This window comes from Pseudomonas sp. NPDC086112, from assembly GCF_044746425.1.
GTDB lineage: Bacteria > Pseudomonadota > Gammaproteobacteria > Pseudomonadales > Pseudomonadaceae > Aquipseudomonas.
In genome coordinates, this window is record NZ_JBIVCD010000026.1 from 1 (window position 1) to 24590 (window position 24590).

The following is a 24590-nucleotide window of genomic DNA, read 5'->3' on the forward strand; positions in this document are numbered from 1 at the left end:
AGCATGTGGTCACCGCGAACAAGGCACTGATTGCCGTTCACGGTAATGAAATTTTTGCCAAGGCTCGCGAGAAGGGCGTGATCGTGGCGTTCGAAGCGGCCGTGGCCGGCGGCATTCCCGTGATCAAAGCGATCCGCGAAGGTTTGTCCGCCAACCGCATCAACTGGGTGGCCGGGATCATCAACGGCACTGGCAACTTCATTCTCACCGAAATGCGTGAAAAGGGTCGCACCTTCGAAGACGTACTCGCTGAGGCGCAAGCCCTGGGTTACGCCGAAGCCGATCCGACCTTCGACGTCGAAGGCATCGATGCAGCCCACAAGCTGACGATCCTGGCGTCCATTGCATTCGGTATCCCGCTGCAATTCGACAAGGCTTACACCGAAGGCATCACCAAGCTGACCACCGCTGACGTGAACTACGCCGAAGCGCTGGGCTATCGCATCAAGCACCTGGGCGTGGCGCGCAGCACCGCGGCCGGTATCGAGTTGCGTGTGCACCCGACGCTGATCCCGGCCGATCGCTTGCTCGCCAACGTCAACGGCGTGATGAACGCGGTGATGGTCAACGGCGATGCTGCCGGTTCGACCCTGTTCTACGGCGCCGGCGCCGGCATGGAGCCGACGGCTTCGTCGGTGATCGCCGACCTGGTGGACGTGGTTCGCGCCATGACTTCCGATCCGGAAAACCGCGTGCCGCACCTGGCTTTCCAGCCGGATTCGCTGTCGGCCCATCCGATCCTGCCGATCGAAGCCTGCGAAAGCGCTTACTACCTGCGCATTCAGGCCAAGGACCATCCGGGCGTGTTGGCTCAGGTGGCGAGCATCCTGTCGGAGCGCGGCATCAACATCGAATCGATCATGCAGAAAGAAGTCGAAGAGCATGACGGTCTGGTGCCAATGATCCTGCTGACGCACCGTGTGCTGGAACAGCACATGAACGACGCGATCACCGCCCTGGAGGCCTTGGAAGGCGTGGTCGGCCCGGTCGTACGAATCCGCGTCGAGCACCTGAACTAAGCCGTTATCGTTCACCGGGCCCGCACGCGAGCCCGGCATTGCGAACACTGTCTATTGGAGCCAGTCATGCGTTATATCAGTACCCGCGGCCAGGCACCGGCCCTGAATTTTGAAGACGTCCTGCTGGCAGGTTTGGCCACGGACGGCGGCCTGTATGTGCCGGAAAACCTGCCACGTTTCACCCAGGAAGAGATCGCTTCCTGGGCCGGCCTGCCGTATCACGAGCTGGCCTTCCGGGTAATGCGCCCGTTCGTGACCGGCAGCATTCCCGATGCCGATTTCAAAAAGATTCTTGAAGAAACGTATGGCGTGTTTTCCCACAACGCCGTTGCGCCACTGCGTCAGCTCAATGGCAACGAATGGGTACTGGAGCTGTTCCACGGCCCGACCCTGGCATTCAAGGACTTCGCCCTGCAACTGCTGGGTCGTCTGCTCGACTATGTGCTGGAAAAGCGCGGTGAGCGCGTGGTGATTGTTGGCGCCACCTCCGGTGACACCGGTTCGGCCGCCATCGAAGGCTGCAAGCACTGCGAAAACGTCGACATCTTCATCCTGCACCCGCACAACCGTGTGTCCGAAGTGCAGCGTCGCCAGATGACCACCATCTTCGGCGAAAACATCCATAACATTGCCATCGAAGGCAACTTCGATGACTGCCAGGAAATGGTCAAGGCCAGCTTCGCCGACCAGAGCTTCCTCAAGGGCACGCGCCTGGTGGCGGTGAACTCGATCAACTGGGCGCGGATCATGGCCCAGATCGTTTACTACTTCCACGCAGCCCTGCAGCTGGGTGGCCCGGCGCGTTCGGTGTCGTTCTCGGTGCCAACCGGCAACTTCGGCGATATCTTCGCCGGTTACCTGGCGCGCAACATGGGCCTGCCAATCAACCAGTTGATCGTCGCCACCAACCGCAACGACATCCTGCACCGCTTCATGAGCGGCAATCAGTACGTCAAGGAAACCCTGCACGCCACACTGTCGCCCTCCATGGACATCATGGTCTCGTCGAACTTCGAACGCCTGCTGTTCGACCTGCACGGTCGCAACGGCGCGGCAATAGCCGGCTTGATGGACACCTTCAAGCAGGGCGGCGGTTTCAGCGTCGAAGAGGAGCGCTGGACCGAGGCACGCAAACTGTTCGATTCGCTGGCCGTGGACGACGCCCAAACGTGCGAAACCATTGCCGAAGTCTTTGAGCAAACCGGCGAGCTGCTGGACCCGCACACTGCCATCGGCGTGAAGGCCGCGCGCGAATGCCGTCGCAGCCTGGATATCCCGATGGTGATCCTCGGTACAGCCCATCCGGTCAAATTCCCGGACGCAGTGGAAAAAGCCGGTGTAGGAAAAGCACTCGAACTACCTGCACATCTTTCTGATTTGTTTGAGCGAGATGAGCGTTGCACCGTGTTGCCGAACGACCTGAAAGCCGTACAGGCCTTTGTCAGTCAGCATGGCAACCGCGGCAAGCCGCTGTAACCGGTAAAAGCTGTCACATTTTGAAGCCCGTCTCCTGACGGGCTTTCTCATTTCTGCATGCCACACTTGCCGGGTTTCGTAAAAGAAGAGCCGCCCATGAAGGACGGGCGAGACGATTACCAAGGAAGTGGCAATGCTGTTTTTCAGAGGGTTTAGACCAGCCGTGTGCTGGATGTTTTTGCTGGGCACCCTGGGCTTCGGGCCGTGGGTAAAGGCAGCGCAATTGGTGGCACATGATTCCAGGGCGTCAACCGCCGTCGCACGCATTGAGCTGGATGCTCAGGAGCTGCAATGGATTCGTGATCATCCCGAGGTCGTTGTCGCGTCGGCGCAGTACCCGCTGTACCTGTTCAAGGATGATTATGGTCACTGGAGCGGTTTGAACAACGATGTGCTCGACCGAATCAGCGCCATGACAGGGCTGCGGTTCGTCCATGAAGAGTCGTTTTCTACCGATCAACTGCTGGAACAACTGGAAAACGGCGCGGCGGACATGAGCACGACGTTGGCAATAAATGACGAGCGCAAGGTGTTCCTGGATTTCAGCCATGCATTCGGCGGGGCGGGTTGGGTACTCGTGGGACTGGCCGACACACCAGCGTTACAGTCCCTGGAACAACTTTCCAGAAGAGTCCTGGTATTGCCGGCCCGGCACGCCTTGGAGGGTGTGATTCGTCGTGATTACCCGGCGATTGAGCTGCGCCTGGTCAAAACCTACGCTGAAGCCTTGGCGCTGGTGGAAAGTGGCGAGGCCTACGCCACCATAGAAAATGAAATCGGTGCGCAGCTTTATCCCTCGGACCGGCTCAAGGTAGGGCCTGCGGTGGAGGGCAAGTGGGAGGCTGATCACTTGGCGGTCCGCAAAGGACAGCCGCACCTATTGAGCATCCTCAACAAGGCGCTCGAAGCATTCCCGCCTGCAGAGCTACGCGCCATACGGCTGAAATGGCTGAATGGAATTGCACCGGTACATGCGCCCTCGGCCTGGCAGCGGATAACCCAGTGGGGCTGCTGGAGCCTGTTCATCGTTAGCCTGTTCGGCCTGCTTTCATTGCTGTGGAACCGTCGGCTCGCCGCCCTGATCGAGCAACGTCGGGATGCCGAGAAAGACCTTAATGACCAGCTCGCATTTCAGCATGCGTTGATAGACGCCATGCCCGATCCGATGTTCGTGCGTGATCTGGAGGGGCGTTTGATCATGTGCAATAAAAGTTATGAGGAGAACTTGTCGACCCGTTTCGACCAGGTACAGGGTCGACAACTGATCGAAGTCGATGTCTTGCCCAAAGAGACCGCCGAGCAGCTGCACACCGAGTTCATGGCTCAGCTCGGTACTCGCAAGACTCGCTTCAGTGAACGTCAGTTGGTGTTCAAGGATGGCGTCAGGGATATCTACCAGTGGACGGTGCCGTTCTACAGTGCCAATGGTCAATTGCGAGGATTGCTGGGCGGATGGAGCGATATCGGCAAGCGTACAAGGCAGGCATGAATCGGCAATACCTGTCAGTCAGGCGCAATCCCTGTGGGAGCGGGCTTGCTCGCGAAGAAGGAGTGTCAGTCGACATTAATATGGCCTGGCACACCGCCTTCGCGAGCAAGCCCGCTCCCACAGGTTCTGCACCTGGCATTAAGCGTGAATCAGCTGTTTTTTTACTGTCATCTTGACCGTGCATGCTCTAGTTACCAGAGGCGCCGGTGCGCCTGCCGTTGGAATCCAGAACTTTCTTCTCGGGCCTGTGGTCATTTACTGTGGACAACCCCAGGCACTTTGTTTTCGGACTATTGAGTGGTGATCGAGATGGAAAGTATCAGTCTATTGCTCGGTGAGGCTCTGAGCCCGTATCTGGTCAAGTTGACCCCATCGGGTGCCCATGGCGAATGCCTGGTGACACTGAAGAGTGCGAGCGGTGCTATCGTGGTCGAACGGGCGTTCAATCAGGCCCAGTTAACCGATAAACGTCTGCTGACGGATGTCGTCGACGGGCTGCACCGCGACGTGCTGATCGCTGAAGGACGTCTGGAGCCCTGTGTCATCGCGGCGTTGCGCAATGCTGCTCAGGACAAGATCCTGGCCAGCCGAAATTGAATTGTTTTTTGTGGGAACCTTCCTGCGCCAAGGTCAGTCAGACCATGTAACAGCAGGATCAAGCATTGTGCTCCGGTGCTTGTAGCTTGTTGCTACTGGTCTTTATGTAGGCCACGTTTAACCCCGAGTCGTCTCCCCACTTCTCGGGGTTTCTTTTTGTCTGCGATTTGTCACTGCGCGGCCTGACGCTCGAAAAAAGCCCTGGTTTCTTCCAGGTAGTCCTTGCGTCTTTGCGGATCGAGCCAGTCGGCGTACAGCGGGTCCAGGCGCTCGCGGGGCAGGGCGCGCAATAGCTGATTGATTTCACTGATTGCCTGTCGCCCCTGGGGCGTATTCGAGCAACCGATGTACCCGGACAAGTATTTGCCCGTGCCTTTGACCGGATAAAACTCTAACTGATCATCGGCAATATGTTCCTGACGAGCCTGATAGCGGATTTCCGGCCAGTAACCCAAGACCACTTGCAAGCGACCCAGGCGCTGCATCTGCAACAGATTGCCGAGGGCGTCGTTGCCGTAGTGAGCCGTCAGCACGCCGGGCGGCGCTTGTTGCAGCAACGTGTCGAGGAACTGACCGTAACGGCGCTCGGCCACTACACCGACTTTCTCTCGTCCGCTGGCCAACAGTGCTGCCAGATCGACTTCATCGCCAAAGAGAAAAGGCTCCAGTGCCGACCGATCTTCACGTCGGATCACCAGCCCATTGCTGACTGCCCGGAAGACCGGTATGGAAAACGCAATCCAGTGTTCGCGCTCCTCGCTCCAGATCAGCGAGGGGTCGCAGGTGAAAGATTTCTCATGGAGCATTTGCATGCCACGGGCGCGATTGACCCGCATCAGGGTGTGTTCGTACTGTGGCATCCCGGCGATCAACAGCGGCATCAGTTGATCGATAACGCCTTGGCCTTTTTTCGGGCCTTCGAAGACCGTCAGTGGCGGCAGGTCTCGCAGCAGCCAGAACAAATGTTCCTTAGGTTGCGCCAGGGCCGGGGATATCAGCCCCGCCAACAGCCCGAGCAGCACCAGCACACGCCCGATGCCGGCGTAATCGATTGGGGATGAAAGCAGGCGCTTCAGCTTAGATGGCCCCGTCTTCACGCAACCGTGTGATCTGTGCCGAGTCGTAGCCAAGGTCGTGGAGCACCTGCGCATTGTGCTCCCCCAGCTGCGGCCCGACCCATTCGGAGCTGCCGGGTGTCTCAGAGAGTTTTGGCACAATGCCGGGCATCTTGAAGTCCTTGCCGTCGGGCAGCTTGGCTTGCAGGAACATTTCCCGGGCCAGGTACTGCGGATCACTGAACATGTCTTCGGCACTGAAGATCCGGCTTGCAGGAACGTCGGCCTGGTTCAGTTGCTCGATCACCGCGTCCAGCGGCAGAGAGTTGACCCAGCGATCGATCACCCCGTAAATCTCGTCGCGACGGCTGTCACGTCCGTCGTTGCTGGCCAGCACAGGGTCGTTGGCCAGGTCTTCGCGGCCGATGATCAGCATGAAACGCTTGAAGATCGCATCGCCGTTGGCGCCGATCTGTACGTGTTTGCCATCAGCGCTGGTATGGATCGAGGAGGGCGTGATGCCCGGCATGATGTTGCCGGTGCGTTCGCGGATGAAGCCGAACACGTCGAACTCCGGGACCATGCTTTCCATCATGGCGAAGATCGCTTCGTACAACGCCACGTCCACCACTTGCCCCAAGCCGCCGTTGACCTCGCGATGCCGCAAGGCCATCAGTGCGCCGATCACGCCCCAGAGCGCGGCTATCGAATCACCGATGGAAATCCCGGTGCGCACCGGCGGCCGGTCCTCGAACCCGGTGATGTAGCGCAGGCCGCCCATGGACTCACCGACCGCGCCGAAGCCTGGCTGATCTTTCATCGGCCCGGTCTGGCCAAAGCCCGAAAGCCGCACCATCACCAGTTTCGGGTTCAGTGCATGCAAGACGTCCCAGCCCAGGCCAAGCTTTTCCAGCACGCCGGGGCGAAAATTCTCGATCAGGATGTCTGCTTCGCTGAGCAGTTGTTTGAGAATCGCCAGGCCATCCGGGTGTTTCAGGTTCAGGGTCAAAGACTTCTTGTTACGCGCCTGAACGAACCACCACAGCGAAGTGCCTTCATACAACTTGCGCCATTTGCGCAACGGATCACCGCCATCCGGGGACTCGATCTTGATCACTTCGGCGCCGAACTCGCCGCAAATACGCGAGGCAAACGGCCCGGCAATCAACGTACCCAATTCGATGACTTTCAGACCGCAGAGCGGTTTGTTGGAGAACGGCATACTGAATCCTGTAGGACAAAGGCTGAGCGAATGCAGAGTTTTAACATAGGCCGACGCCCATCGCCCAAAGTTGATGCCTTCAATTCGTTGATTGCCGGTTGCATCGGTTAGACTTGCCGCCTTTCCTCGTATCAAGAAGCCCGTTCATGGCCCAGCCGTCCACGACCTACAAGTTTGAACTGAACCTCACCGACCTCGACCGCAGCGTCTACGAGAGCGTGAAGCAGACCATCGCCCGTCACCCTTCGGAAACCGAAGAGCGCATGACCGTGCGGCTGCTGGCCTACGCCTTCTGGTACAACGAGCAGTTGTCCTTCGGTCGCGGTCTGTCAGACGTGGATGAGCCAGCGCTGTGGGAAAAGAGCCTGGATGATCGTGTCCTGCACTGGATTGAAGTCGGCCAGCCAGACGCCGATCGCCTGACCTGGTGCTCGCGCCGCACCGAGCGCACCAGCCTGCTGGCTTACGGCAGCCTGCGTGTCTGGGAAACCAAAGTGATCCCGGCGATCAAAAACCTGAAAAACGTTCACATCGCCGCTGTGCCTCAGGAAGTGCTGGAAACCCTGGCCAAGGACATGCCGCGCGTTATCAAGTGGGATGTGATGATCAGCGAAGGAACGATTTTCGTCACCGACGACCGTGGTCAGCACGAAGTCCAGTTGCAATGGCTGAGCGGTGAACGCGGCTGATTATTCGCCGCTGAACCGCGTTACCCGGTTTTATCCTACGTATTCAAGAGAAGCACCTGTCACCCCATGCGCATCGAACCTCGCCTGTTGCCCGACACCCTGCCATTCCTCGGTGATATTCCACCGCTGCTGACCCGCCTTTACGCGGCGCGTGGCGTGCAGTCCGAGGCTGAACTGGACAAGAGCCTGGCGCGGCTGATTCCGTATCAGCAGCTCAAAGGTATCGAGGCGGCGGTGGATTTGCTGGTCACGGCGCTGGAGCAACGTCAGCGGATACTGATCGTCGGCGACTTCGACGCCGACGGTGCGACGGCCAGTACCGTGGGCATGCTGGGGTTGCGTCTGTTGGGCGCGGCGCATGTCGACTATCTGGTGCCGAACCGATTCGAATATGGCTATGGCCTGACGCCGGAAATCGTCGAGGTGGCGCTGACCCGCGAGCCGCACCTGCTGATCACCGTGGACAACGGTATCTCCAGCGTCGAAGGCGTGGCAGCGGCGAAAAAGGCCGGGCTCAAGGTGCTGGTCACCGATCACCACTTGCCCGGCGATGAACTGCCGTTGGCCGATGCCATCGTCAATCCGAACCAGCCGGGTTGCGAGTTTCCGAGCAAAGCCCTGGCCGGCGTCGGGGTGATCTTCTATGTACTGATGGCCCTGCGCGCGCGCTTGCGCAGCCTGGGTTGGTACGAGAGCACGCCGCAGCCGAACATTGGCGAACTGCTGGACCTGGTGGCACTGGGCAGCGTTGCCGACGTGGTGCCGCTGGATGCCAACAACCGGATTCTGGTGCATCAGGGGCTGGAGCGGATTCGCGCCGGGCGTGCGCGGCCGGGAATCAAGGCGATCCTTGAAGTGGCCAAGCGTGACCATTCGCGCATCACCTCCACCGACCTGGGCTTCATCCTCGGCCCGCGTCTGAACGCGGCAGGGCGTCTGGATGACATGAGCTTGGGCATCGAATGCCTGCTCACCGAAGACACGGGTGCTGCCCGTGAAATGGCCGCTCAACTGGACGGCATGAACCAGGACCGCAAATCCATCGAGCAGGGCATGCAGCGTGAGGCGCTGGCACAGCTCAAGGATCTGCCGGTGGAATCGATGCCGTTCGGCCTGTGCCTGTTCGATCCCGAGTGGCACCAGGGCGTCATCGGAATCCTCGCCTCGCGTATGAAAGAGCGCTATTTCCGCCCGACCATTGCCTTTGCCGATGCCGGCGATGGCCTGCTCAAGGGCTCGGGGCGTTCGGTTCAGGGCTTTCATATTCGCGACGCCTTGAGCGTGGTCGCGGCGCAACATCCGAACCTGATCAGCAAATACGGCGGCCACGCCATGGCGGCAGGCCTGACGTTGCCGGAAGCGAATTTTCCGTTATTTGCCGAGGCCTTTGACGCTGAAGTGCGTAGGCAACTGCGTGAAGAAGACCTGACCGGGCGCCTGCTGTCGGATGGCACCTTGGCGGTCGAAGAGTTTCACCTGGAACTGGCCCGCGCCCTGCGCCACGCCGGGCCTTGGGGGCAACACTTCCCGGAGCCACTGTTTCATGGGGTGTTCCAGTTGGTCGAGCAACGCGTCGTGGGTGAGCGGCACCTCAAAGTGGTGCTGAAAAGTGAATGCGGTTCGGTGAAGCTTGACGGCATTGCCTTCGGTATCGACCGTGATATCTGGCCAAATCCGACCATCAAATGGGTGGAATTGGCCTACAAACTCGACCTCAACGAGTTTCGCGGTAACGAGACCGTGCAGCTGATGATTGCCCACATCGAACCGCGTTAAGGCCTTCGCGGGCAAGCCTCGCTCCTACAGATCACCGAAATCTGTAGGAGCGAGGCTTGCCCGCGATAGCAATTTCCCTCACACCGAATCTCTCTAAACCCTCCCTGATCCCCCGATGTCGACTAGTCTCTAAGCACTGCTTGATTATCCTTGTGACGTCTTGTCGAATTTTTTGCCCGCGGGGGCGGGTGCTGCACCCTTTTTCCTGTCACTCGTCGACTATTCAAACAGAACCCTGGAGCCTGCCCACTGATTCGAGAGGTGCCCCATGAGTCTGCTGCTTGAACCCTATACCCTTCGTCAATTGACCCTGCTTAACCGCATCGCGGTGTCACCGATGTGCCAATACTCCAGCGTCGATGGGCTGGCCAATGACTGGCATCTGGTCCACCTCGGCAGCCGTGCTATCGGCGGCGCTGGTCTGGTATTCACCGAAGCCACGGCGGTCACCGCTGATGGGCGGATTACCGCCCAGGACCTCGGTCTCTGGAATGATCAACAGATCGAATCCTTGCAACGTATTACGCGCTTTATCGCTGCCCAGGGTGCCGTTGCCGGCATCCAGTTGGCGCACGCCGGACGCAAGGCCAGTACGCATCGGCCGTGGCTCGGCAAGCATGGCAGCGTCAAGCCGGAAGACGGCGGCTGGACTCCGGTCGGCCCTTCGCCGATCGCTTTCGACCCTCAGCACACACCACCCAAGCAACTCGATGAGGGCGAGATCGCTGACGTCATTCAGGCCTTCGTCGATTCGGCCAAACGGGCGCTGACCGCCGGTTTCAAAGTGGTCGAAGTACACGCCGCCCACGGTTACCTGTTGCACCAATTTCTTTCGCCCCTGAGCAATCAGCGGCGCGATCAGTACGGCGGTTCGTTCGAGAATCGGATTCGGCTGGTGCTGCAAGTCACCGAAGCGGTGCGTGCAGTGTGGCCTGAAGAGTTACCGGTGTTTGTGCGGGTGTCGGCCACCGACTGGGTGGAGGACGGCTGGAACCCCGATGAAACCGTGGAGCTGGCGCGACGCCTCAAAGATCTGGGCGTGGACCTGATCGACGTCTCATCGGGCGGTACGGCGGTAAACGCCGAGATTCCTACAGGCCCAGGTTATCAGACCCGTTTCGCCGAGCGCGTACGCAAGGAGTCAGGCATTGCCACTGGCACTGTAGGAATGATCACCGAACCGGCCCAGGCCGAGCACATTCTGCGTACCTGTCAGGCCGACATCATCTTCCTCGCCCGGGAGTTGTTGCGTGATCCGTATTGGCCGCTGCATGCCGATGATGATCTGGGCGGGCACAAAGCTGTCTGGCCGGCGCAATACCAGCGGGCCACCCATCGCGACCAGCCGATTCATGAATCGGATTTGCGTGACTAGAAGGCCGCTGTAAAAACCAAAAAGCCCCGGTCGTGTTGACCGGGGCTTTTTGATTTCTGGTGTCGGGATATTGGTCGGCTGTTCGGCCGTCTTCGCGAGCAAGCCCGCTCCCACAGTGGATCTTTGTCGTACACAAAATATGTGTCTCATGGAGATCCAATGTGGGAGCGGGCTTGCTCGCGAAGGGGCCATTTCAACCCCCGGCTAACTCTCAGGTGTATTTACGCTTATCCGGCGCTGGCGGGAAATACTGGTACAACCAGGTTTCACTCAACGTCCGGTCATTGGTGCGAATGAACAACCGCAGCTCCACCGGGGCCACGCTGTCATTGGTCGGGTACCAGTCGAAGGTAATGCGGTAGCCCTTGATGTCATCGAGCACCAACACGTTGAAGTCCTTCACTTGGCCATTCGAGCAGGTCACCACCGGCTCGATCCCCGCGCCTTCAGGCAAGCGGTCCAGACCGCCGCCGGTGAAGTCCACGGCAAAGCGTCGTGCCCAGACCTCTGGGTAATGCTCGCCCGGCGCCCAGCCTTCAATGAAACCGCCCATGCCCGAACGGGTCGCGTGGACCCGTGCCAGCGGTGTGCTCACCGGTGGCAGAGCGCTCCAATAGAGCTTGTAGCCATAGTTGAGGGAGTCCCCGGCCGCGACCGGTTTTTTCGGCGTCCAGAATGCAACGATGTTATCCAGGGTTTCGCCGGTTGTAGGAATTTCCAGCAAATCGATAGAGCCTTCGCCCCAAGCGGTTGTAGGTTCTACCCACAGACTCGGGCGCTTGCTGTACCAGTCGACGGTGTCTTGATAATTGGCGAACTCGTGATCGGTCTGCACCAGGCCGAAACCTTTCGGGTCGGTGTCGGCAAAGGCATTGAATTGCAGGGTGGCCGGGTTGTTCAGCGGGCGGCAGATCCATTCGCCGTTACCGCGCCACATCGCCAGGCGATCAGAGTCGTGGATTTGCGGGTGAATGGTGTCGCACATGCGCCGTTCGTGAGTGCCGCAGCTGAACATGCTGGTCATCGGTGCGATGCCCAGTTGCTCGATGGCGGTGCGGGCATTGACGTGGGCGTCGACTTCCATCACCACACGCTCGGCCTGGCAATCGATGTCAAAACGGTAGGCGCCAGTGGCGCTCGGCGAATCGAGCAGGGCGTAAACCACGAAACGGGTGCTGTCCTTGTCTGGTGTCTCGAACCAGAACTTGGTGAAGTCCGGAAACTCTTCACGCTTCTTGGCGTACGTATCGATCGCCAGGCCGCGGGCCGACAAACCGTACTGGCCGGTGGCATCCACCGCGCGGAAATAGCTGGCGCCGAGGAACGACAACACGTCGTGCTTATCCAGCTCCGGAGCCTTGAACAGCTTGAACCCGGAGAAACCCAGATCGGCCTTGAGCTGTTTAGTGTCAACGGTGGTTTTTTCATAGTTGAACAGCGACGGGCGGAAATGCACCTCGCGCGCCAGTCGAGTCTTGGGATCGACGCTGTACATGCGCACCGGTTGCTTGAAACCCATGCCGACGTGGAAAAACTGCACGTCCAGTTGACCTTTCAAGTCCTTCCACAGCGAGTGATTGCCGTCGTAGCGGATCGCGTTGAAGTTCTGCGGTGTCATGGTCGCCAGCGTCGGCGGCAGCACCTGTTTGGTGTCCTGATAAGGCTTGCCGGCGAGCTGTTTGGCCTGGCTCTTCAGCGCTTCGAAGCCGAACGCCACAGCGTCGCCATCAGCCGTGCTGCTGCCAGCCCAGGCGTGTGCGGCCAATAGGCCGGTGGCTGAGAGACCAGTGTAAGCCGCGATGGCCATGGAGGCTTTGAGCAAATTCCTGCGGTGCATAAGTACAACCTGTCGTGAACAATCCCGCGCCGTTCCTGGCACGTGCTGGATCAGAAATAACGGTTCGGACATGCCTTCGGCCAAACGCAACGGACTTTAGAGCAGATGCCAATAAGCTTAAACCGTTCAGTTGCAGAGCAAAAATGTTTGATGGCACAGCGACAGCGCGGCAATGAAACAAGACATGTCAGGTAACGTTTCTCACAGCGCTTTCTGATTTATAGGGCATATCTGCTTTTTTCGACTAATTACTCTAAAAACCGCTTTTCAGCGCCGATTTAATTTCTATTCTATGGGCATGACCGGTTTCGGCCCTTCAGGCCGGTGGGGTTCAGCGCGTACAAGACGGCCGCTGAAAGTGATAGGGCGATGCGGTTTTGCAGTTTTCTCTGACGTATAGAAGGACATCGTCCATGTCGAAAGTACAAGGCATCACTGAAATATTAGGAATCTTTCCCTGGCTGACCACCGGTCGGCGAAGGCGTCGGCTCAGTTCGGAGGAGTTGAAGTTGGTGGAGCGGTATCGCGAGCTGTCGGAGAGCGACCGGATTGCGATGCGGTATCTGGTGGATGCGATGCGCAGTGTTTCGCGGTTTTAACGGTAGGAGATTGAGTGATGTTGGAAAACCAAAGGGGCGGACTGTAAAAGTCCGTCCCTTTGTGCATCAGTTCAACGGCTACAAATCGTGAATGGCCGCTGTGCTTGCATCAGGTCAGGCATGTCCCGCCACTTGATCCAGGCCTGATGCTGCCAATGCAGCAGCGGCACAGAAACCCCAGCCCATTGCAACGAACTCAGGCTGGGAATGTTATCCACAGATGTCGCTTTCGAATCACGCAGCATTGGGATGACCTCATTGCTCAGCCACTGGCGCAGGTTTCGGTTTTCCGGGACGAAATGGTGAACGAGCAGGGCATACATCCCTGATTCGCTGACCATCAGTGATTCGGTCGTTTTGCCGTTCTTCAGCAGCCAGACATATTGGCGTTGATCAGGATCGAGCTTCAGGGTGAGCCGTTGGTCCATCGGTCGACCCATCAGGCGACCGAGGTCCTGGACGCAGAACCAGGCTTGGTTGTCCTGCATGAAGGCGTGGAGGAAGCGATTGTGGCGGGTGAAGACAGTAGGAGTGTAATGAGGATGGATTTCAGAGGGATTTAGCGTGTGCTCAAGCATTTTTCGACTCCATGTTGAAAAGGAAGCCGCCACTAATCCTTCGACAGATTGGGGTGGCGGACCGCGCGGCGTTCGAAGTCGGAACATTCTCGATCAACATGTAAGCCGAGAGGCCCGCGCCACACGGCCCACCATAAAGCGAAGCTGAAAGGCAAAATTGCCCCAGTTCATATGGGGGCGCGGATGCGCCATGTTGATGATGTTCCGGCTTCGACCCCGGGTCGCTGATTTGGCAGCGACGGGATGAAGCCTATCGTTCAGGCGCACGCGGCGCCAAGTCTACTCTGGCGATGCTTGTTGTAGGAATTGTTGTATTTGCCGGAAGGCTCCATCTGTAGGAATTTCCTGTTTTTGCACGAGGTGCAGAGAGACAGCGCCAAATGAATGGTTTTTCCTATATTTATTCTGCTTTCCGGAATTAAGTGCAGGATTTCTACATGTTGATCGAATTTTCGGTTTCCAATTATCGCTCCTTCCGTGATACGCAAACCCTGTCCATGGTGGCGACCCCACGCCTGAGTAAAAAGCGCAATGTATTCAAACCTTCCGTAAGTGGCGAAAAACTACCGGACTTGTTGAAGGTAGCGGCGATTTACGGGCCTAACGCGTCCGGTAAATCTTCTCTTATCCAGGCGATGGGGATCATGGGGCGCTTGCTCGCAACGACCCCGTCCTCAAATGATGAACCGCTGCCGGTTTCACCGTTTCGTTTTGACTCGCAGCTCAAGGACGAACCCAGTTTTTTTGAATACAACTTCATTCAAAACGGGCTCCGATATCGGTTTGTTCTGCGCATTACTTCGCAACGGATAATCAAGGAACAACTGGTCTCCTATCCCAAAGGGAAAGAAACACTGCTGTATGAACGTTGTTTTGGTGATGAGGGAGAGCAGTATGTTTTTGGTTCAAGTCTTGAGGGGGGGAAGGATGTCCACAATGCCTGGCGGCGCCTGACGAGCCCTAAGGTGTTGTTTATTTCGCAGGCCGTTGCGAACAGCAGCGAAGAGTTGACTCAGTTGCGAGCGCCGTTTACCTGGTTTCAAACCGGACTTCTTGTCATTGAGCAGAACAATATGATGGGGCTGTCTGCCGCCTCCATCAGGTTTTTACAGGTTGCCTCGGACTACACAGTCGATTTGAAGGAGTTCCTAAGGGCAGTGGATATTCCGGTGTCTGCTATTCAACTCAATACCGAGGATGCAGATGCTGTTCCGATCAAGAAGAAGCTCACGCTTAAAGAATTCTTCGCAGCGGCGCAAAAAGACAAAGTGACCCTGACACATACAAGTCTTTTGGGAACAGCAGAGTTTGATTTTTCAGAGGAGTCCGGAGGCACAAAAAACCTGATTGGCTTTTGGTTGCCCTGGTTCATGATCAATCGCGTAGATGGAAGCGGGATACTGTCTGTCGATGAGTTGGACAGCAGCCTCCATCCAGAAATAGTCGCTGATCTGATCGGGAAACATCTCGATAGCGGATTGGATACTCAGCTGATCTTTACGACACACGACACTCATCTGATGAATGCAAAAATTCTGCGGCGTGATCAGTTCTGGATCACTGAGCGCGATGCCAATGGTGCAACCAGTGTTTTTTCCGTTCACGATTTTGAAGGACGAGAGGGGGAGGATGTTGAGAAACGCTACTTTGAAGGCCGTTACCGCGGTTTGCCTCTGATTAGGCAGGGGTGACCAATGGTGCACTCGATAAAATCATTTGATCGGAAGAAATCAAGATTCAAGCCTCAGCCCCAAGTGCTGGTTCTCTGTGAAGATAGCAAGTCAGGAAAACGGTATCTGGAGGAGGCTGCGTTGCATTTTCGCGCCAAAGCTCAGGTAGAAATTGCCCACTGCGGCGTCACGCACCCGAGCGGAATAGTAGAAAGAGCCATTGCCCGTCAGAAACGTTTCGACAAAGTGTTTTGTGCATTGGATCGCGATACGCACCAATGTTTTGAGAGAGCGATAGATCTGGCGAGACCTCATCCGAAAATCAAAGTCATAGCATCGTTTCCCTGTTTTGAGTTTTGGCTTCTTTTGCACTTCGGTTTTAATCGAAAGCCATTTAGAGCTGTTGGGAAAAACTCTCCGGGCGACTTGGTAGCCAAGAGCCTCAGAGAAAAACCGAACATGGATACGTACCAAAAGGGCAAAGGCATCAACTATTTTGCTCAGCTATTGGGTGAGCCTTTTCAGAAAGCCAGAGCTTTGGCACCCAAGATTCTCGAAGACGTCGCCATCAGCGGCGAACCCAATCCGAGTACCGAAATCCATCTGCTGATGGATGAATTCGAAATCCTCTCCAAGCCTCAGCCGATCTAGCACCATCAACCCTGCCAAGAGATGTGGCCAGCATTGATGGTGTTAAATGGGTTCATTTTTTTTGGCTTTTGGTGTGGGACTTGGCGGTGCGCGTTGCCGGGGTCTTCCTTTATTGTGCGGTGAGGCCATTCGCGAGCAAGCCCGCTCTCACAGAGATTGCGCAAATCCTGTAGGAGCGAGGCTTGCCCGCGAAGCTTTTAATGCTTGAACATCACATGCCGCACAACGGTGTAGTCCTCCAGCCCATACATCGACATGTCCTTCCCGTAACCGGACAGTTTCTGACCTCCATGCGGCATTTCGCTGACCAGCATGAAGTGGGTGTTCACCCAGGTGCAGCCGTACTGCAGGCGTGCAGACAGGCGATGGGCGCGGCCGACGTCCGTGGTCCAGACCGATGACGCCAGGCCGTAGTCTGAATCGTTGGCCCAGGCCAGCGCCTGCGCTTCATCGGTGAACCTGGTGACCGACACTACCGGTCCGAACACTTCGCGGCGCACGATCTCGTCGTCCTGTTGCACGTCGGCCAGCACCGTTGGCTCAAAGAAGAAGCCATTGCCTTCCACCGCTTTGCCACCCGTGATCAAACGGATGTGTGGTTGCGCCATCGCACGTTCGACCAACGCGGTCACGCGGTCGCGATGTTGGGCGCTGATCAACGGGCCAAGCTCCGTCGAGGGATCGTCCTGCAAGCCGTACTTGATACTGCTGACGGCCGCACCGAGTTTCTCGACGAACTGGTCGTAGATGCCTGCTTGCGCGTAAATGCGGCAGGCTGCGGTGCAATCCTGGCCAGCGTTGTAGAAACCGAAGGTGCGAATGCCTTCCACGGCGGCGTCGATGTCCGCATCGTCGAAGATGATCACCGGCGCCTTGCCGCCCAGTTCCATATGCAGGCGTTTGACGTTGCCGGCGGTGCTGGAAATGATGTTCGAGCCAGTGGCGATGGAGCCGGTCAGCGACACCATGCGCACTTTCGGATGATTGACCAGTGCGGTACCGACCGTAGGACCACGACCGAACACCAGGTTAAGCACGCCCGCCGGGAAGATGTCCGACGCCAGTTCTGCCAGGCGCAGGGCGGTCAGCGGGGTTTGCTCCGACGGTTTGAGCACCACGGTATTACCGGCGGCCAGGGCCGGGGCGATTTTCCAGGCGAGCATCATTAGCGGGTAGTTCCACGGCGCGATGGAGGCAATCACGCCCACCGGGTCGCGGCGGATCATTGAGGTGTGGCCGGGCAGGTATTCCCCTCCCAGCGCGCCGCTCATGCAACGGTTGGCGCCGGCGAAAAAACGGAACACGTCGGCAATCGCCGGAATCTCGTCGTTCAGCGCGGCGCTGTAGGGTTTGCCGCAATTGTCCGACTCCAGTTTGGCCAGCTCTTCGCCATGGGCTTCGATGATGTCGGCGAGTTTGAGCAGCAGCAACGAACGTTCTTTCGGCGTGGTTTGCGACCAGGCCTGGAAGGCGTTATCGGCGGCCCGCACGGCGGCGTCGACCTGGGCTTCGCTGGCTTCATTGATTTCTACCAGCACACGGCCCAGAGCCGGATTGAACACGGCTAGGGCGGGGCCGTCGCCATTGACGAGTTGGCCGTTGATCAAGAGTTTGGTTTGCATGGCTATGTCCTCATCGAAGCTGTTGTATTTCTGTCGGAACCGAACTCCCGTAGGAGCGAGGCTTGCCCGCGAAGGCGATTTTACATTCAACATTAATGTCGACTGACACACCGCCTTCGCGGGCAAGCCTCGCTCCTACAGGATCTGGTTCCCACACCGGAAATGCGTTGTCCGTTATTTCCCGCCACTGCCCGCAACGCTTTCGCCGCCACGGGTCAGGTAATAGGCGCCGAGGATCGGCAGCATGGTCACCATCATCACCAGCATCGCGACGACGTTGGTGACCGGCACGTCCCGTGGGCGGCTGAGCTGGTTGAGCAGCCACAGCGGCAAGGTGCGTTCATGGCCGGCGGTGAAGGTGGTGACGATGATTTCGTCGAACGACAGCGCAAACGCCAGCATGCCACCGGCCAGCATCGCCGAGCCGAGGTTCGGCAGGACGATGTAGCGGAAGGTCTGCCAGCCGTCGGCGCCGAGGTCCATCGAGGCCTCAATCAAACTGTATGAAGTGCGGCGCAAGCGGGCGATGACGTTGTTGTAGACGATCACCACGCAGAAGGTCGCGTGGCCGACGATGATGGTGAACATCCCCGGTTCGATCCCTAGCGTTTTGAACGTCGCCAGCAGCGCGATCCCGGTGATGATCCCGGGCAGGGCAATCGGCAGGATCAGCATCAGCGAGATGCCTTGCTTGCCGAAGAAGTCCCGCCGGTACAACGCCGCCGACGCGAGGGTGCCGAGGATCAGCGCAATCAATGTGGCGACGGCCGCGATTTGTAACGACAGCTTGATCGCTTCCAGCACGTCGGGCCGGGAGAACGCCACGCCGATCCACTTCAGGGTGAAGCCCTTGGGCGGAAAGCTGAACGCAGCGTCTTCGGTGTTGAAGGCGTAGAGGAAGATGATCAGGATCGGGAAGTGCAAGAACACCAACCCGCCCCAGGCAGCGATGCGCAGGCCCAGGGATGCCCGGTCTTGAGATGAAGTATCAGAGCGCATCGAAAGCCCCCAGACGTTTGACGATGGACAGGTAAATGGCGATCAGCACGATCGGCACCAGCGTGAAGGCCGCCGCCATCGGCATATTGCCGATCGCTCCTTGCTGGGCGTAGACCATGCTGCCGATGAAGTAGCCCGGCGGGCCCACCAGTTGCGGCACGATGAAATCGCCCAGGGTCAGCGAAAAGGTGAAGATCGAACCGGCGGCGATGCCCGGAATCGACAGCGGCAGAATCACTTGCATGAAGGTCTGACGCGGTTTGGCACCGAGGTCGGCCGAAGCTTGTAAAAGCGACGGCGGCAGGCGTTCCAGTGAGGCCTGGATCGGCAGGATCATGAACGGCAGCCAGATGTAGACGAACACCATGAATCGCCCCAGATGCGAGGTCGACAAGGTGCTGCCGCCGACACCCGGAATCCCGAGCACGAACTGCAACACCGGTTCCAGCCCCAGGTGCTGAACGAACCACTGGGCCACGCCGCCCTTGGCCAGCAGCAAAGTCCAGGCATAGGCCTTGACGATGTAACTGGCCCACATTGGCATCATCACCGCGATGTAGAAAAACGCCTTGGTCTTGCCGGTGGTGTAGCGCGCCATGTAGTAGGCGATCGGGAACGCCACGACCGCACTGGCGATCGACACGACGACGGCCATGCTCAGGGTGCGCAGGATGATGTCGAAGTTCGACGGCTGGAACAGTGCGGTGAAATTCGCCAGGGTCAGGTCGGGGGTGACCGTCATGGTGAAGTCATCGAAGGTGTAGAAGCCTTGCCACAACAACGTCAACAGCGAACCGAGGTAGATCGCACCGAACCACAGCAGCGGCGGCACCAGCAGCAGCGACAGATACAGGTTCGGCCGCCGGTACAGCACGTTCGAAAACCGGCGCAACGGCGAGCCGCTGGCAGGGGTTTGAGGAGCGGCCACGCTGTTCATCTCACACCCCGCCCACAATATTGTCGTGCAGCGGGATCATCGCCTCGCGCGCCCAACGAGCGCTGATGCGTTGCCCGGTCTGGTGTTGCGTGCTGACATCCAGCCACTGAACGTTGGCCTGGCTGATGTTCAACGTCTGGCCGTTTTCCAGTTTCAGTTCATAGCGGGTGGCGCTGCCTTGGTACTGGATGTCGTGCAGCAGGCCACTGACTTCGATTTCATGGCTGGCCAGCGGGCCTTCGGCGAAACGCACGTGTTCCGGGCGGATCGAAAACGGCTGTGGATTGCCGCTCAACTGCCGGGCCAGATCGCCGCGAATCACGTTGGACGTGCCGACGAATTCGGCGACGAACGTGGTTGCCGGTTTCATGTACAGGTTGCGCGGTGTGTCGACCTGTTCGATGCGGCCCTTGTTGAACACCGCCACGCGGTCGGACATCGACAGCGCTTCGGTCTGGTCGTGGGTAACGAAGATGAAGGTGATGCCGAGCTGGCGTTGCAGCTTCTTCAGCTCGCCTTGCATTTGCTCGCGCAGCTTCAGATCGAGGGCACCCAAGGGTTCGTCGAGCAACAACACACGCGGGCGATTGACCAACGCGCGGGCCAGGGCCACACGCTGGCGCTGGCCGCCAGAGAGTTGCACCGGTTTGCGCTCGCCGTAGCCGCCGAGGGCGACCATATCAAGGGCTTCTTCGGCGCGTTTTTGGCGTTCGGACTTGCCGACACCTTTGACTTTCAAACCGTAGGCGACGTTGTCGAGTACGTTCATGTGCGGGAACAGCGCGTAGTCCTGGAACACAGTATTCACGTCACGCTGATACGGCGGTAACCCCGCAGCTTCGGCGCCGTGAATACAGATGGAACCCGCGCTCGGTTGTTCGAACCCGGCGATCAGGCGCAGGCAGGTGGTTTTGCCCGAGCCGGAGGGGCCCAGCATGGAAAAGAACTCGCCGTCCTGGATATCGATGGAAACCCGGTCAACGGCCTTCACCTCGCCGAACTGCCGGGAAACGTTGGTGAACTGGACTGCAAGCGTCATGGTGCGTTGCTCCGAAAAGGCGAGGATCATCACAGTGGCCTTGCCTGGACTTCTGAAAAATCTGAATCGTGATCGATGGGCTTTTGTGGCGAGGGAGCTTGCTCCCGCTGGAGTGCATGGCACTCCCAAACTGGTTTTGGGGCGGCTTCGCCACCCAGCGGGAGCAAGCTCCCTCGCCACAAGGGTTCCTCGCTAAATGTGTTACCGAGGCTTAACGACCACCCATGATCGCGATGTAGTCCTGGGTCCAGCGGCTATAAGGCACAAACTTGCCGCCTTCAGCCTGCGGGGTTTTCCAGAAGGCGATCTTGTCGAACTGGTCGAAACCGTTGGTCTTGCAACCCTCAGCGCCCAGCAGTTCGCTTGCCTTACACCCCGCCGGGACCGCCGGCAGAGAGCCGAACCAGGCGGACACATCGCCCTGGACCTTCGGCGTGAGCGACCAATCCATCCACTTGTAGGCACAGTTCGGATGCTTGGCCTCGGCGTGCAGCATGGTGGTATCGGCCCATCCGGTGGCGCCTTCCTTGGGGATGGTCGAGGCGATCGGCTGTTTCTCGTTCATCAGGCCGTTGACCTGATAGGGCCAGGCGCTGGCAGCCACCACGCCTTCGTTCTTGAAGTCACTCATCTGCACGGTGGTGTCGTGCCAGTAGCGATGGATCAACTTTTGCTGGGCGCGCAGCAGGTCGAGAACGGCCTTGTACTGTTTTTCGTCGAGCAGGTAAGGATCCGTGATGCCCAGTTCCGGCTTGGCGGTTTTCAGGTACAGCGCCGCGTCGGCGATGTAGATCGGGCCGTCATACGCTTGCACGCGGCCCTTGTTGGATTTGCCGTCGGACAGCTTCTGCTCTTCGAACAGCACGCCCCAACTGGTAGGTGGCTGCGTGAACACCTTGGTGTTGTACATCAACACGTTCGGGCCCCATTGATAAGGGGTGCCGTAGGTCTGGTTGTTGACCACATACCACGGTGCATCCTTGAGGCGCGGATCGAGATTTTTCCAGTTGGGAATCAGTGCGGTGTTGATCGGTTGCACACGTTTGCCGGCGATCAACCGCAGGGAGGCATCACCCGATGCCGTCACCAGGTCGTAACCGCCCTTGGCCATCAGGCTGACCATTTCATCAGACGTGCCGGCCGTCTTGACGTTGACCTTGCAGCCGGTTTCCTTCTCGAAGCCGGTCACCCAGTCGTAGGTCTTGTCGGTTTCGCCCCGTTCGATATAGCCGGGCCAGGCGACGATATCCAGCTGACCTTCGCCGGCACCGACGGCTTTCAGCGGCTCGGCGGCCTGCAGGCTGGCGCTGGCCAGCAGTGCCGTGGTGATTGCACTGAGCAGTGCGGTCTTGTGCACAAGCATGGTGAACCCTCTTCTTTAAATTATGGTCGGGGCAGTTCTGAACGGGGTGAAGCCAATGCCGTTATGGCTAATTGTTAGCGTAGTGCGCTTTTATAAATGCTGTCCGTGACGGGCCATGATGTGGCGCACCACGCTGTAGTCCTGCAGCGAATCACTGGATAAGTCTTTGCCATAGCCCGAGCGCTTCAGGCCGCCATGGGGCATTTCGCTGACCAGCATGAAATGGCTGTTGATCCAGGTGCAGCCGTACTGCAAACGCGCCGCGACCTGCATGGCTTTGTCGAGATTCTGGGTCCAGACCGAGGAGGCGAGGCCGTATTCCGAGTCGTTGGCCCATTCCACCGCTTGTTCGAGCTCATTGAAGCGGGTCACGGTGACCACCGGCCCGAACACTTCGCGCTGAACGATTTCATCGCTCTGTTTGCAACCGGCCAGCAAGGTCGGCTGGTAATAGAAGCCGGCACCGGAATGCACCGCCGCGCCGGTCACTCGCTCGATGTGCGGCTGGCCGAGGGCACGCTCGACGAAACTGGCCACGCGGTCGCGCTGGCGAGTGCTGATCAGCGGGCCGATCTCGTTGTCGGCATCACGTTTACCGGCAAAACGCAGGCTGCCGACCGCTGCGCCGAGTTCCGCCACCAAGCGGTCATGAATCCCGGCCTGGGCATAAATCCGGCAGGCGGCGGTGCAGTCCTGGCCGGCGTTGTAATAGCCGTAGGTGCGCACGCCCTCGACCACCGCTTGAATATCCGCGTCGTTGCAGACGATCACCGGCGCCTTGCCGCCGAGTTCGAGGTGGGTGCGTTTCAGGGTTTTCGCCGCGGCCTGGAGGATTTTTTGTCCGGTGACGATATCGCCAGTCAGCGACACCATGCGCACTTTTGGGTGGCTGACCAAATGGCTGCCGACGCCTTCACCGCCACCGCAAATGATGTTGATCACCCCGCGCGGCAGGATCTCGGCGAGCGCCGGTGCCAACGCCAGAATCGACAGTGGCGTGTGTTCCGACGGTTTGAACACCAGCGTGTTGCCAGCGGCGAGGGCAGGGGCGATTTTCCAGGCGGCCATCATGATCGGGTAGTTCCACGGCGCAATCGATGCGACCACGCCAATCGGATCGCGGCGGACCATGCTGGTGTAACCCGGCAAGTATTCGCCGCTGAGCTGGCCGGTCTGGCAACGCACGGCACCCGCGAAGAAACGGAACACATCGACCGTGGCGCTCAAATCGTCCTGACGCGCCAGGTGCAATGGCTTGCCGCAGTTCAGGGATTCGAGGCGGGCGAGCAGGTCGGCGTTTTTTTCGATGGCGTTGGCGATGTCCAGCAGCAGGTTCGAACGTTGCTGCGGCGTGGTCCGCGACCAACTGGCAAAGGCGCGGTGGGCGGCGAGGATCGCGGTTTCGACCTGCTCGGTGCTGGCTTCGGCAATGTGCGTCAGCACTTCTCCGGTGGCCGGGTTGAGGATGGGTTCGACGAAACCCTGGCCCGGGACCAACTCGCCATCGATCAACAACGCGGTGAACAACGGAGTCTGCGCGCCAGCCATTTTTCGGGTTCTCTTTTCTTGTGTGGCCATGGGATTCCCTGTGACTGGGCCCGGCCGTCTTATAGATGCCTCAAGACTAGTGGCCGGGCTTGTGGTCGACAAATACTAAATACTGAAGGCGGCGTTCGATTAAATAGATGGCTTGCGCCCGCCATGGGGTTGTTCGCGAGCGACGGTCAGGAACGGGTCCACCAGCGCGGGCCGGGCAGTGCCGCGACGCCACGCCAGACCGACATCGAGGGTCTGGCTCAGGTCGGCGATCGGCCGCGCTTCGATGATGTCGCCCTCCAGGGACCACGGGCGGTAAGTCATGTCCGGCTGAATGGAAACGCCCAAGCCCGCGGCGACCAGGCTTCGTACCGCTTCCGTCGAGGCTGTTCGCAAGGTGATGCGCGGTTGCAGCGAGGCCGCCGACCACATGCGCTGTGCGTTGCGGTCCATTTCATCGACGTTCAGCTGAATCAGCGGCTCGCGAGCGACATCGGCGAGGTTGATGCTGTCGTGTTCCAGCAGCGGATGCTGGGCCGGCAACCACAGTCGATGGGGCGAGTGAGTCAACACTTCGGTCTGCAAGGCGTGGCGGTCTTCCAGATTGGAGAGGATCAGCACGCCCACATCAATTTCACCGCTGACTAGCAAATGCTCGATGTACGGCCGCTCATCTTCCATCACGCGTATTTCAACGTTGGGGTAAGCGCGCTGGAACCGAGTGAGCAAATCCGCCAGGTAATAACCGGCGACCAGGCTGGTCACGCCGATGATCAACTGCCCGGCAACCTGATCGGTGCTCTGTTGCAGGCTGCGTTTGGCATTCTCCACCGTGGCCAGAATCAGGTGTGCCTGGCGCAGGAATTGATGACCCTGGTGGGTCAGGGTCATGCCCTTGGCGTGGCGATTGAACAGGCCGACACCGATTTCCTGTTCCAGTTGCTGGATGGCCAGGGTCAGGGTGGATTGAGAAATGAACGCGGTTTGCGCCGCGGCAGAGATCGAACCGGTCTCGGCCACGGCGATGAAGTGGCGGATCTGACGCAGGGTCATCATGGGGA

At 58.7% G+C, this 24590-nt stretch carries 21 protein-coding genes; 10 read left to right on the plus strand and 11 right to left on the minus strand.

Translation table 11 applies throughout. The features are described from left to right. The 4 genes from ACIPLA_RS18035 to ACIPLA_RS18050 all read left to right on the plus strand — a co-directional run. A partial coding sequence (locus tag ACIPLA_RS18035; protein ID WP_401174740.1) for a homoserine dehydrogenase occupies positions 1–1019 on the plus strand: 1019 nt, incomplete at its 5' end. Between the two features lie 66 nt (positions 1020–1085). Beyond that, positions 1086–2495, plus strand: coding sequence for a threonine synthase (thrC, locus tag ACIPLA_RS18040; RefSeq protein ID WP_038979090.1), 1410 nt, complete (start codon positions 1086–1088; stop codon positions 2493–2495). A 133-nt stretch (positions 2496–2628) separates the two neighbouring features. Beyond that, positions 2629–3984 carry a transporter substrate-binding domain-containing protein gene (locus ACIPLA_RS18045; RefSeq protein WP_401174744.1) on the plus strand — a complete coding sequence of 452 codons (1356 nt, stop codon included), beginning with the start codon at positions 2629–2631 and terminating at the stop codon, positions 3982–3984. Between the two features lie 309 nt (positions 3985–4293). Continuing rightward, a complete protein-coding gene (locus tag ACIPLA_RS18050; RefSeq protein ID WP_401174747.1) occupies positions 4294–4581 on the plus strand; it encodes a DUF3509 domain-containing protein in 288 nt (95 codons plus the stop codon). A gap of 170 nt (positions 4582–4751) precedes the next feature. Here ACIPLA_RS18050 and ACIPLA_RS18055 read toward each other — a convergent pair whose 3' ends face one another. Together ACIPLA_RS18055 and ACIPLA_RS18060 are read right to left on the minus strand one after the other, a co-directional pair. After that, a complete protein-coding gene (locus tag ACIPLA_RS18055) occupies positions 4752–5678 on the minus strand; it encodes a TIGR02285 family protein (RefSeq protein WP_401174749.1) in 927 nt (308 codons plus the stop codon). Beyond that, positions 5659–6858, minus strand: a complete 1200-nt coding sequence (locus ACIPLA_RS18060) for a CaiB/BaiF CoA-transferase family protein (RefSeq protein WP_192344168.1) — start codon at positions 6856–6858, stop codon at positions 5659–5661. Before ACIPLA_RS18060 ends, ACIPLA_RS18055 begins: the two co-directional genes overlap by 20 nt. Positions 6859–7004: 146 nt before the next feature. Between ACIPLA_RS18060 and ACIPLA_RS18065 the strand changes: the two genes are divergently transcribed. From ACIPLA_RS18065 to ACIPLA_RS18075, 3 genes are all read left to right on the plus strand, one after another. Next, positions 7005–7547, plus strand: coding sequence for a YaeQ family protein (locus tag ACIPLA_RS18065; RefSeq protein WP_007897614.1), 543 nt, complete (start codon positions 7005–7007; stop codon positions 7545–7547). Between the two features lie 66 nt (positions 7548–7613). After that, positions 7614–9323 carry a single-stranded-DNA-specific exonuclease RecJ gene (recJ, locus tag ACIPLA_RS18070; protein ID WP_401174753.1) on the plus strand — a complete coding sequence of 570 codons (1710 nt, stop codon included), beginning with the start codon at positions 7614–7616 and terminating at the stop codon, positions 9321–9323. Positions 9324–9591: 268 nt separating this feature from the next. Next, a complete protein-coding gene (locus tag ACIPLA_RS18075; protein ID WP_192344170.1) occupies positions 9592–10698 on the plus strand; it encodes an NADH:flavin oxidoreductase/NADH oxidase in 1107 nt (368 codons plus the stop codon). 211 nt (positions 10699–10909) lie between these two features. Here the strand turns inward: ACIPLA_RS18075 and ACIPLA_RS18080 are convergent, their stop codons facing one another. Then, entirely contained in the window at positions 10910–12535 is a 1626-nt protein-coding gene (locus tag ACIPLA_RS18080) for a glucan biosynthesis protein D (protein WP_401174756.1), read from the minus strand. A 413-nt stretch (positions 12536–12948) separates the two neighbouring features. Between ACIPLA_RS18080 and ACIPLA_RS18085 the strand changes: the two genes are divergently transcribed. After that, positions 12949–13134 (plus strand): hypothetical protein, encoded by a 186-nt coding sequence (locus ACIPLA_RS18085; RefSeq protein ID WP_192344172.1) that lies wholly within the window; start codon positions 12949–12951, stop codon positions 13132–13134. A 71-nt stretch (positions 13135–13205) separates the two neighbouring features. On the opposite strand, the gene ACIPLA_RS18090 is transcribed toward ACIPLA_RS18085, so the two are convergent. After that, complete coding sequence (locus ACIPLA_RS18090) at positions 13206–13712, minus strand: Bro-N domain-containing protein (protein ID WP_123498063.1); 507 nt, start codon at positions 13710–13712, stop codon at positions 13206–13208. Between the two features lie 437 nt (positions 13713–14149). On the opposite strand from ACIPLA_RS18090, the gene ACIPLA_RS18095 reads away from it, so the two are divergent. Continuing rightward, positions 14150–15403, plus strand: coding sequence for an ATP/GTP-binding protein (locus tag ACIPLA_RS18095; protein WP_401174760.1), 1254 nt, complete (start codon positions 14150–14152; stop codon positions 15401–15403). A gap of 3 nt (positions 15404–15406) precedes the next feature. Further along, on the plus strand, positions 15407–16033 hold the full coding sequence (locus tag ACIPLA_RS18100) for an RloB family protein (RefSeq protein WP_401174763.1): 627 nt from the start codon (positions 15407–15409) through the stop codon (positions 16031–16033). A gap of 197 nt (positions 16034–16230) precedes the next feature. Here the strand turns inward: ACIPLA_RS18100 and ACIPLA_RS18105 are convergent, their stop codons facing one another. The 7 genes from ACIPLA_RS18105 to ACIPLA_RS18135 all read right to left on the minus strand — a co-directional run bounded on the left by ACIPLA_RS18105 (position 16231) and on the right by ACIPLA_RS18135 (position 24585). After that, on the minus strand, positions 16231–17655 hold the full coding sequence (locus tag ACIPLA_RS18105) for a gamma-aminobutyraldehyde dehydrogenase (RefSeq protein ID WP_401174765.1): 1425 nt from the start codon (positions 17653–17655) through the stop codon (positions 16231–16233). Positions 17656–17829: 174 nt separating this feature from the next. After that, positions 17830–18654, minus strand: a complete 825-nt coding sequence (locus ACIPLA_RS18110; protein ID WP_008072886.1) for an ABC transporter permease — start codon at positions 18652–18654, stop codon at positions 17830–17832. Further along, positions 18644–19591 (minus strand): ABC transporter permease, encoded by a 948-nt coding sequence (locus ACIPLA_RS18115; protein ID WP_218398524.1) that lies wholly within the window; start codon positions 19589–19591, stop codon positions 18644–18646. The genes ACIPLA_RS18110 and ACIPLA_RS18115 overlap by 11 nt, the downstream gene beginning before the upstream one ends. Position 19592: 1 nt before the next feature. After that, positions 19593–20630, minus strand: a complete 1038-nt coding sequence (locus tag ACIPLA_RS18120) for an ABC transporter ATP-binding protein (protein ID WP_218398522.1) — start codon at positions 20628–20630, stop codon at positions 19593–19595. Positions 20631–20841: 211 nt separating this feature from the next. Then, positions 20842–21993 carry a putative ABC transporter substrate-binding protein YdcS gene (ydcS, locus tag ACIPLA_RS18125; RefSeq protein ID WP_218398520.1) on the minus strand — a complete coding sequence of 384 codons (1152 nt, stop codon included), beginning with the start codon at positions 21991–21993 and terminating at the stop codon, positions 20842–20844. A 90-nt stretch (positions 21994–22083) separates the two neighbouring features. After that, positions 22084–23541 carry a gamma-aminobutyraldehyde dehydrogenase gene (locus ACIPLA_RS18130; RefSeq protein WP_401174866.1) on the minus strand — a complete coding sequence of 486 codons (1458 nt, stop codon included), beginning with the start codon at positions 23539–23541 and terminating at the stop codon, positions 22084–22086. 129 nt (positions 23542–23670) lie between these two features. Then, positions 23671–24585 carry a LysR family transcriptional regulator gene (locus tag ACIPLA_RS18135; protein WP_401174771.1) on the minus strand — a complete coding sequence of 305 codons (915 nt, stop codon included), beginning with the start codon at positions 24583–24585 and terminating at the stop codon, positions 23671–23673. Positions 24586–24590: the final 5 nt, after the last annotated feature.

Bases quoted from the DNA above. Each gene is read 5' to 3' on its own strand.
- thrC (WP_038979090.1), top strand. From the start codon at position 1,086: ATGCGTTATATCAGTACCCGCGGCCAGGCACCGGCCCTGAATTTTGAA.
- ACIPLA_RS18045 (WP_401174744.1), top strand. From the start codon at position 2,629: ATGCTGTTTTTCAGAGGGTTTAGACCAGCCGTGTGCTGGATGTTTTTG.
- ACIPLA_RS18050 (WP_401174747.1), top strand. From the start codon at position 4,294: ATGGAAAGTATCAGTCTATTGCTCGGTGAGGCTCTGAGCCCGTATCTG.
- ACIPLA_RS18060 (WP_192344168.1), bottom strand. From the start codon at position 6,858: ATGCCGTTCTCCAACAAACCGCTCTGCGGTCTGAAAGTCATCGAATTG.
- ACIPLA_RS18065 (WP_007897614.1), top strand. From the start codon at position 7,005: ATGGCCCAGCCGTCCACGACCTACAAGTTTGAACTGAACCTCACCGAC.
- recJ (WP_401174753.1), top strand. From the start codon at position 7,614: ATGCGCATCGAACCTCGCCTGTTGCCCGACACCCTGCCATTCCTCGGT.
- ACIPLA_RS18075 (WP_192344170.1), top strand. From the start codon at position 9,592: ATGAGTCTGCTGCTTGAACCCTATACCCTTCGTCAATTGACCCTGCTT.
- ACIPLA_RS18080 (WP_401174756.1), bottom strand. From the start codon at position 12,535: ATGCACCGCAGGAATTTGCTCAAAGCCTCCATGGCCATCGCGGCTTAC.
- ACIPLA_RS18085 (WP_192344172.1), top strand. From the start codon at position 12,949: ATGTCGAAAGTACAAGGCATCACTGAAATATTAGGAATCTTTCCCTGG.
- ACIPLA_RS18090 (WP_123498063.1), bottom strand. From the start codon at position 13,712: ATGCTTGAGCACACGCTAAATCCCTCTGAAATCCATCCTCATTACACT.
- ACIPLA_RS18095 (WP_401174760.1), top strand. From the start codon at position 14,150: ATGTTGATCGAATTTTCGGTTTCCAATTATCGCTCCTTCCGTGATACG.
- ACIPLA_RS18100 (WP_401174763.1), top strand. From the start codon at position 15,407: ATGGTGCACTCGATAAAATCATTTGATCGGAAGAAATCAAGATTCAAG.
- ACIPLA_RS18105 (WP_401174765.1), bottom strand. From the start codon at position 17,655: ATGCAAACCAAACTCTTGATCAACGGCCAACTCGTCAATGGCGACGGC.
- ACIPLA_RS18110 (WP_008072886.1), bottom strand. From the start codon at position 18,654: ATGCGCTCTGATACTTCATCTCAAGACCGGGCATCCCTGGGCCTGCGC.
- ACIPLA_RS18115 (WP_218398524.1), bottom strand. From the start codon at position 19,591: ATGAACAGCGTGGCCGCTCCTCAAACCCCTGCCAGCGGCTCGCCGTTG.
- ACIPLA_RS18120 (WP_218398522.1), bottom strand. From the start codon at position 20,630: ATGACGCTTGCAGTCCAGTTCACCAACGTTTCCCGGCAGTTCGGCGAG.
- ydcS (WP_218398520.1), bottom strand. From the start codon at position 21,993: ATGCTTGTGCACAAGACCGCACTGCTCAGTGCAATCACCACGGCACTG.
- ACIPLA_RS18130 (WP_401174866.1), bottom strand. From the start codon at position 23,541: ATGGCTGGCGCGCAGACTCCGTTGTTCACCGCGTTGTTGATCGATGGC.
- ACIPLA_RS18135 (WP_401174771.1), bottom strand. From the start codon at position 24,585: ATGATGACCCTGCGTCAGATCCGCCACTTCATCGCCGTGGCCGAGACC.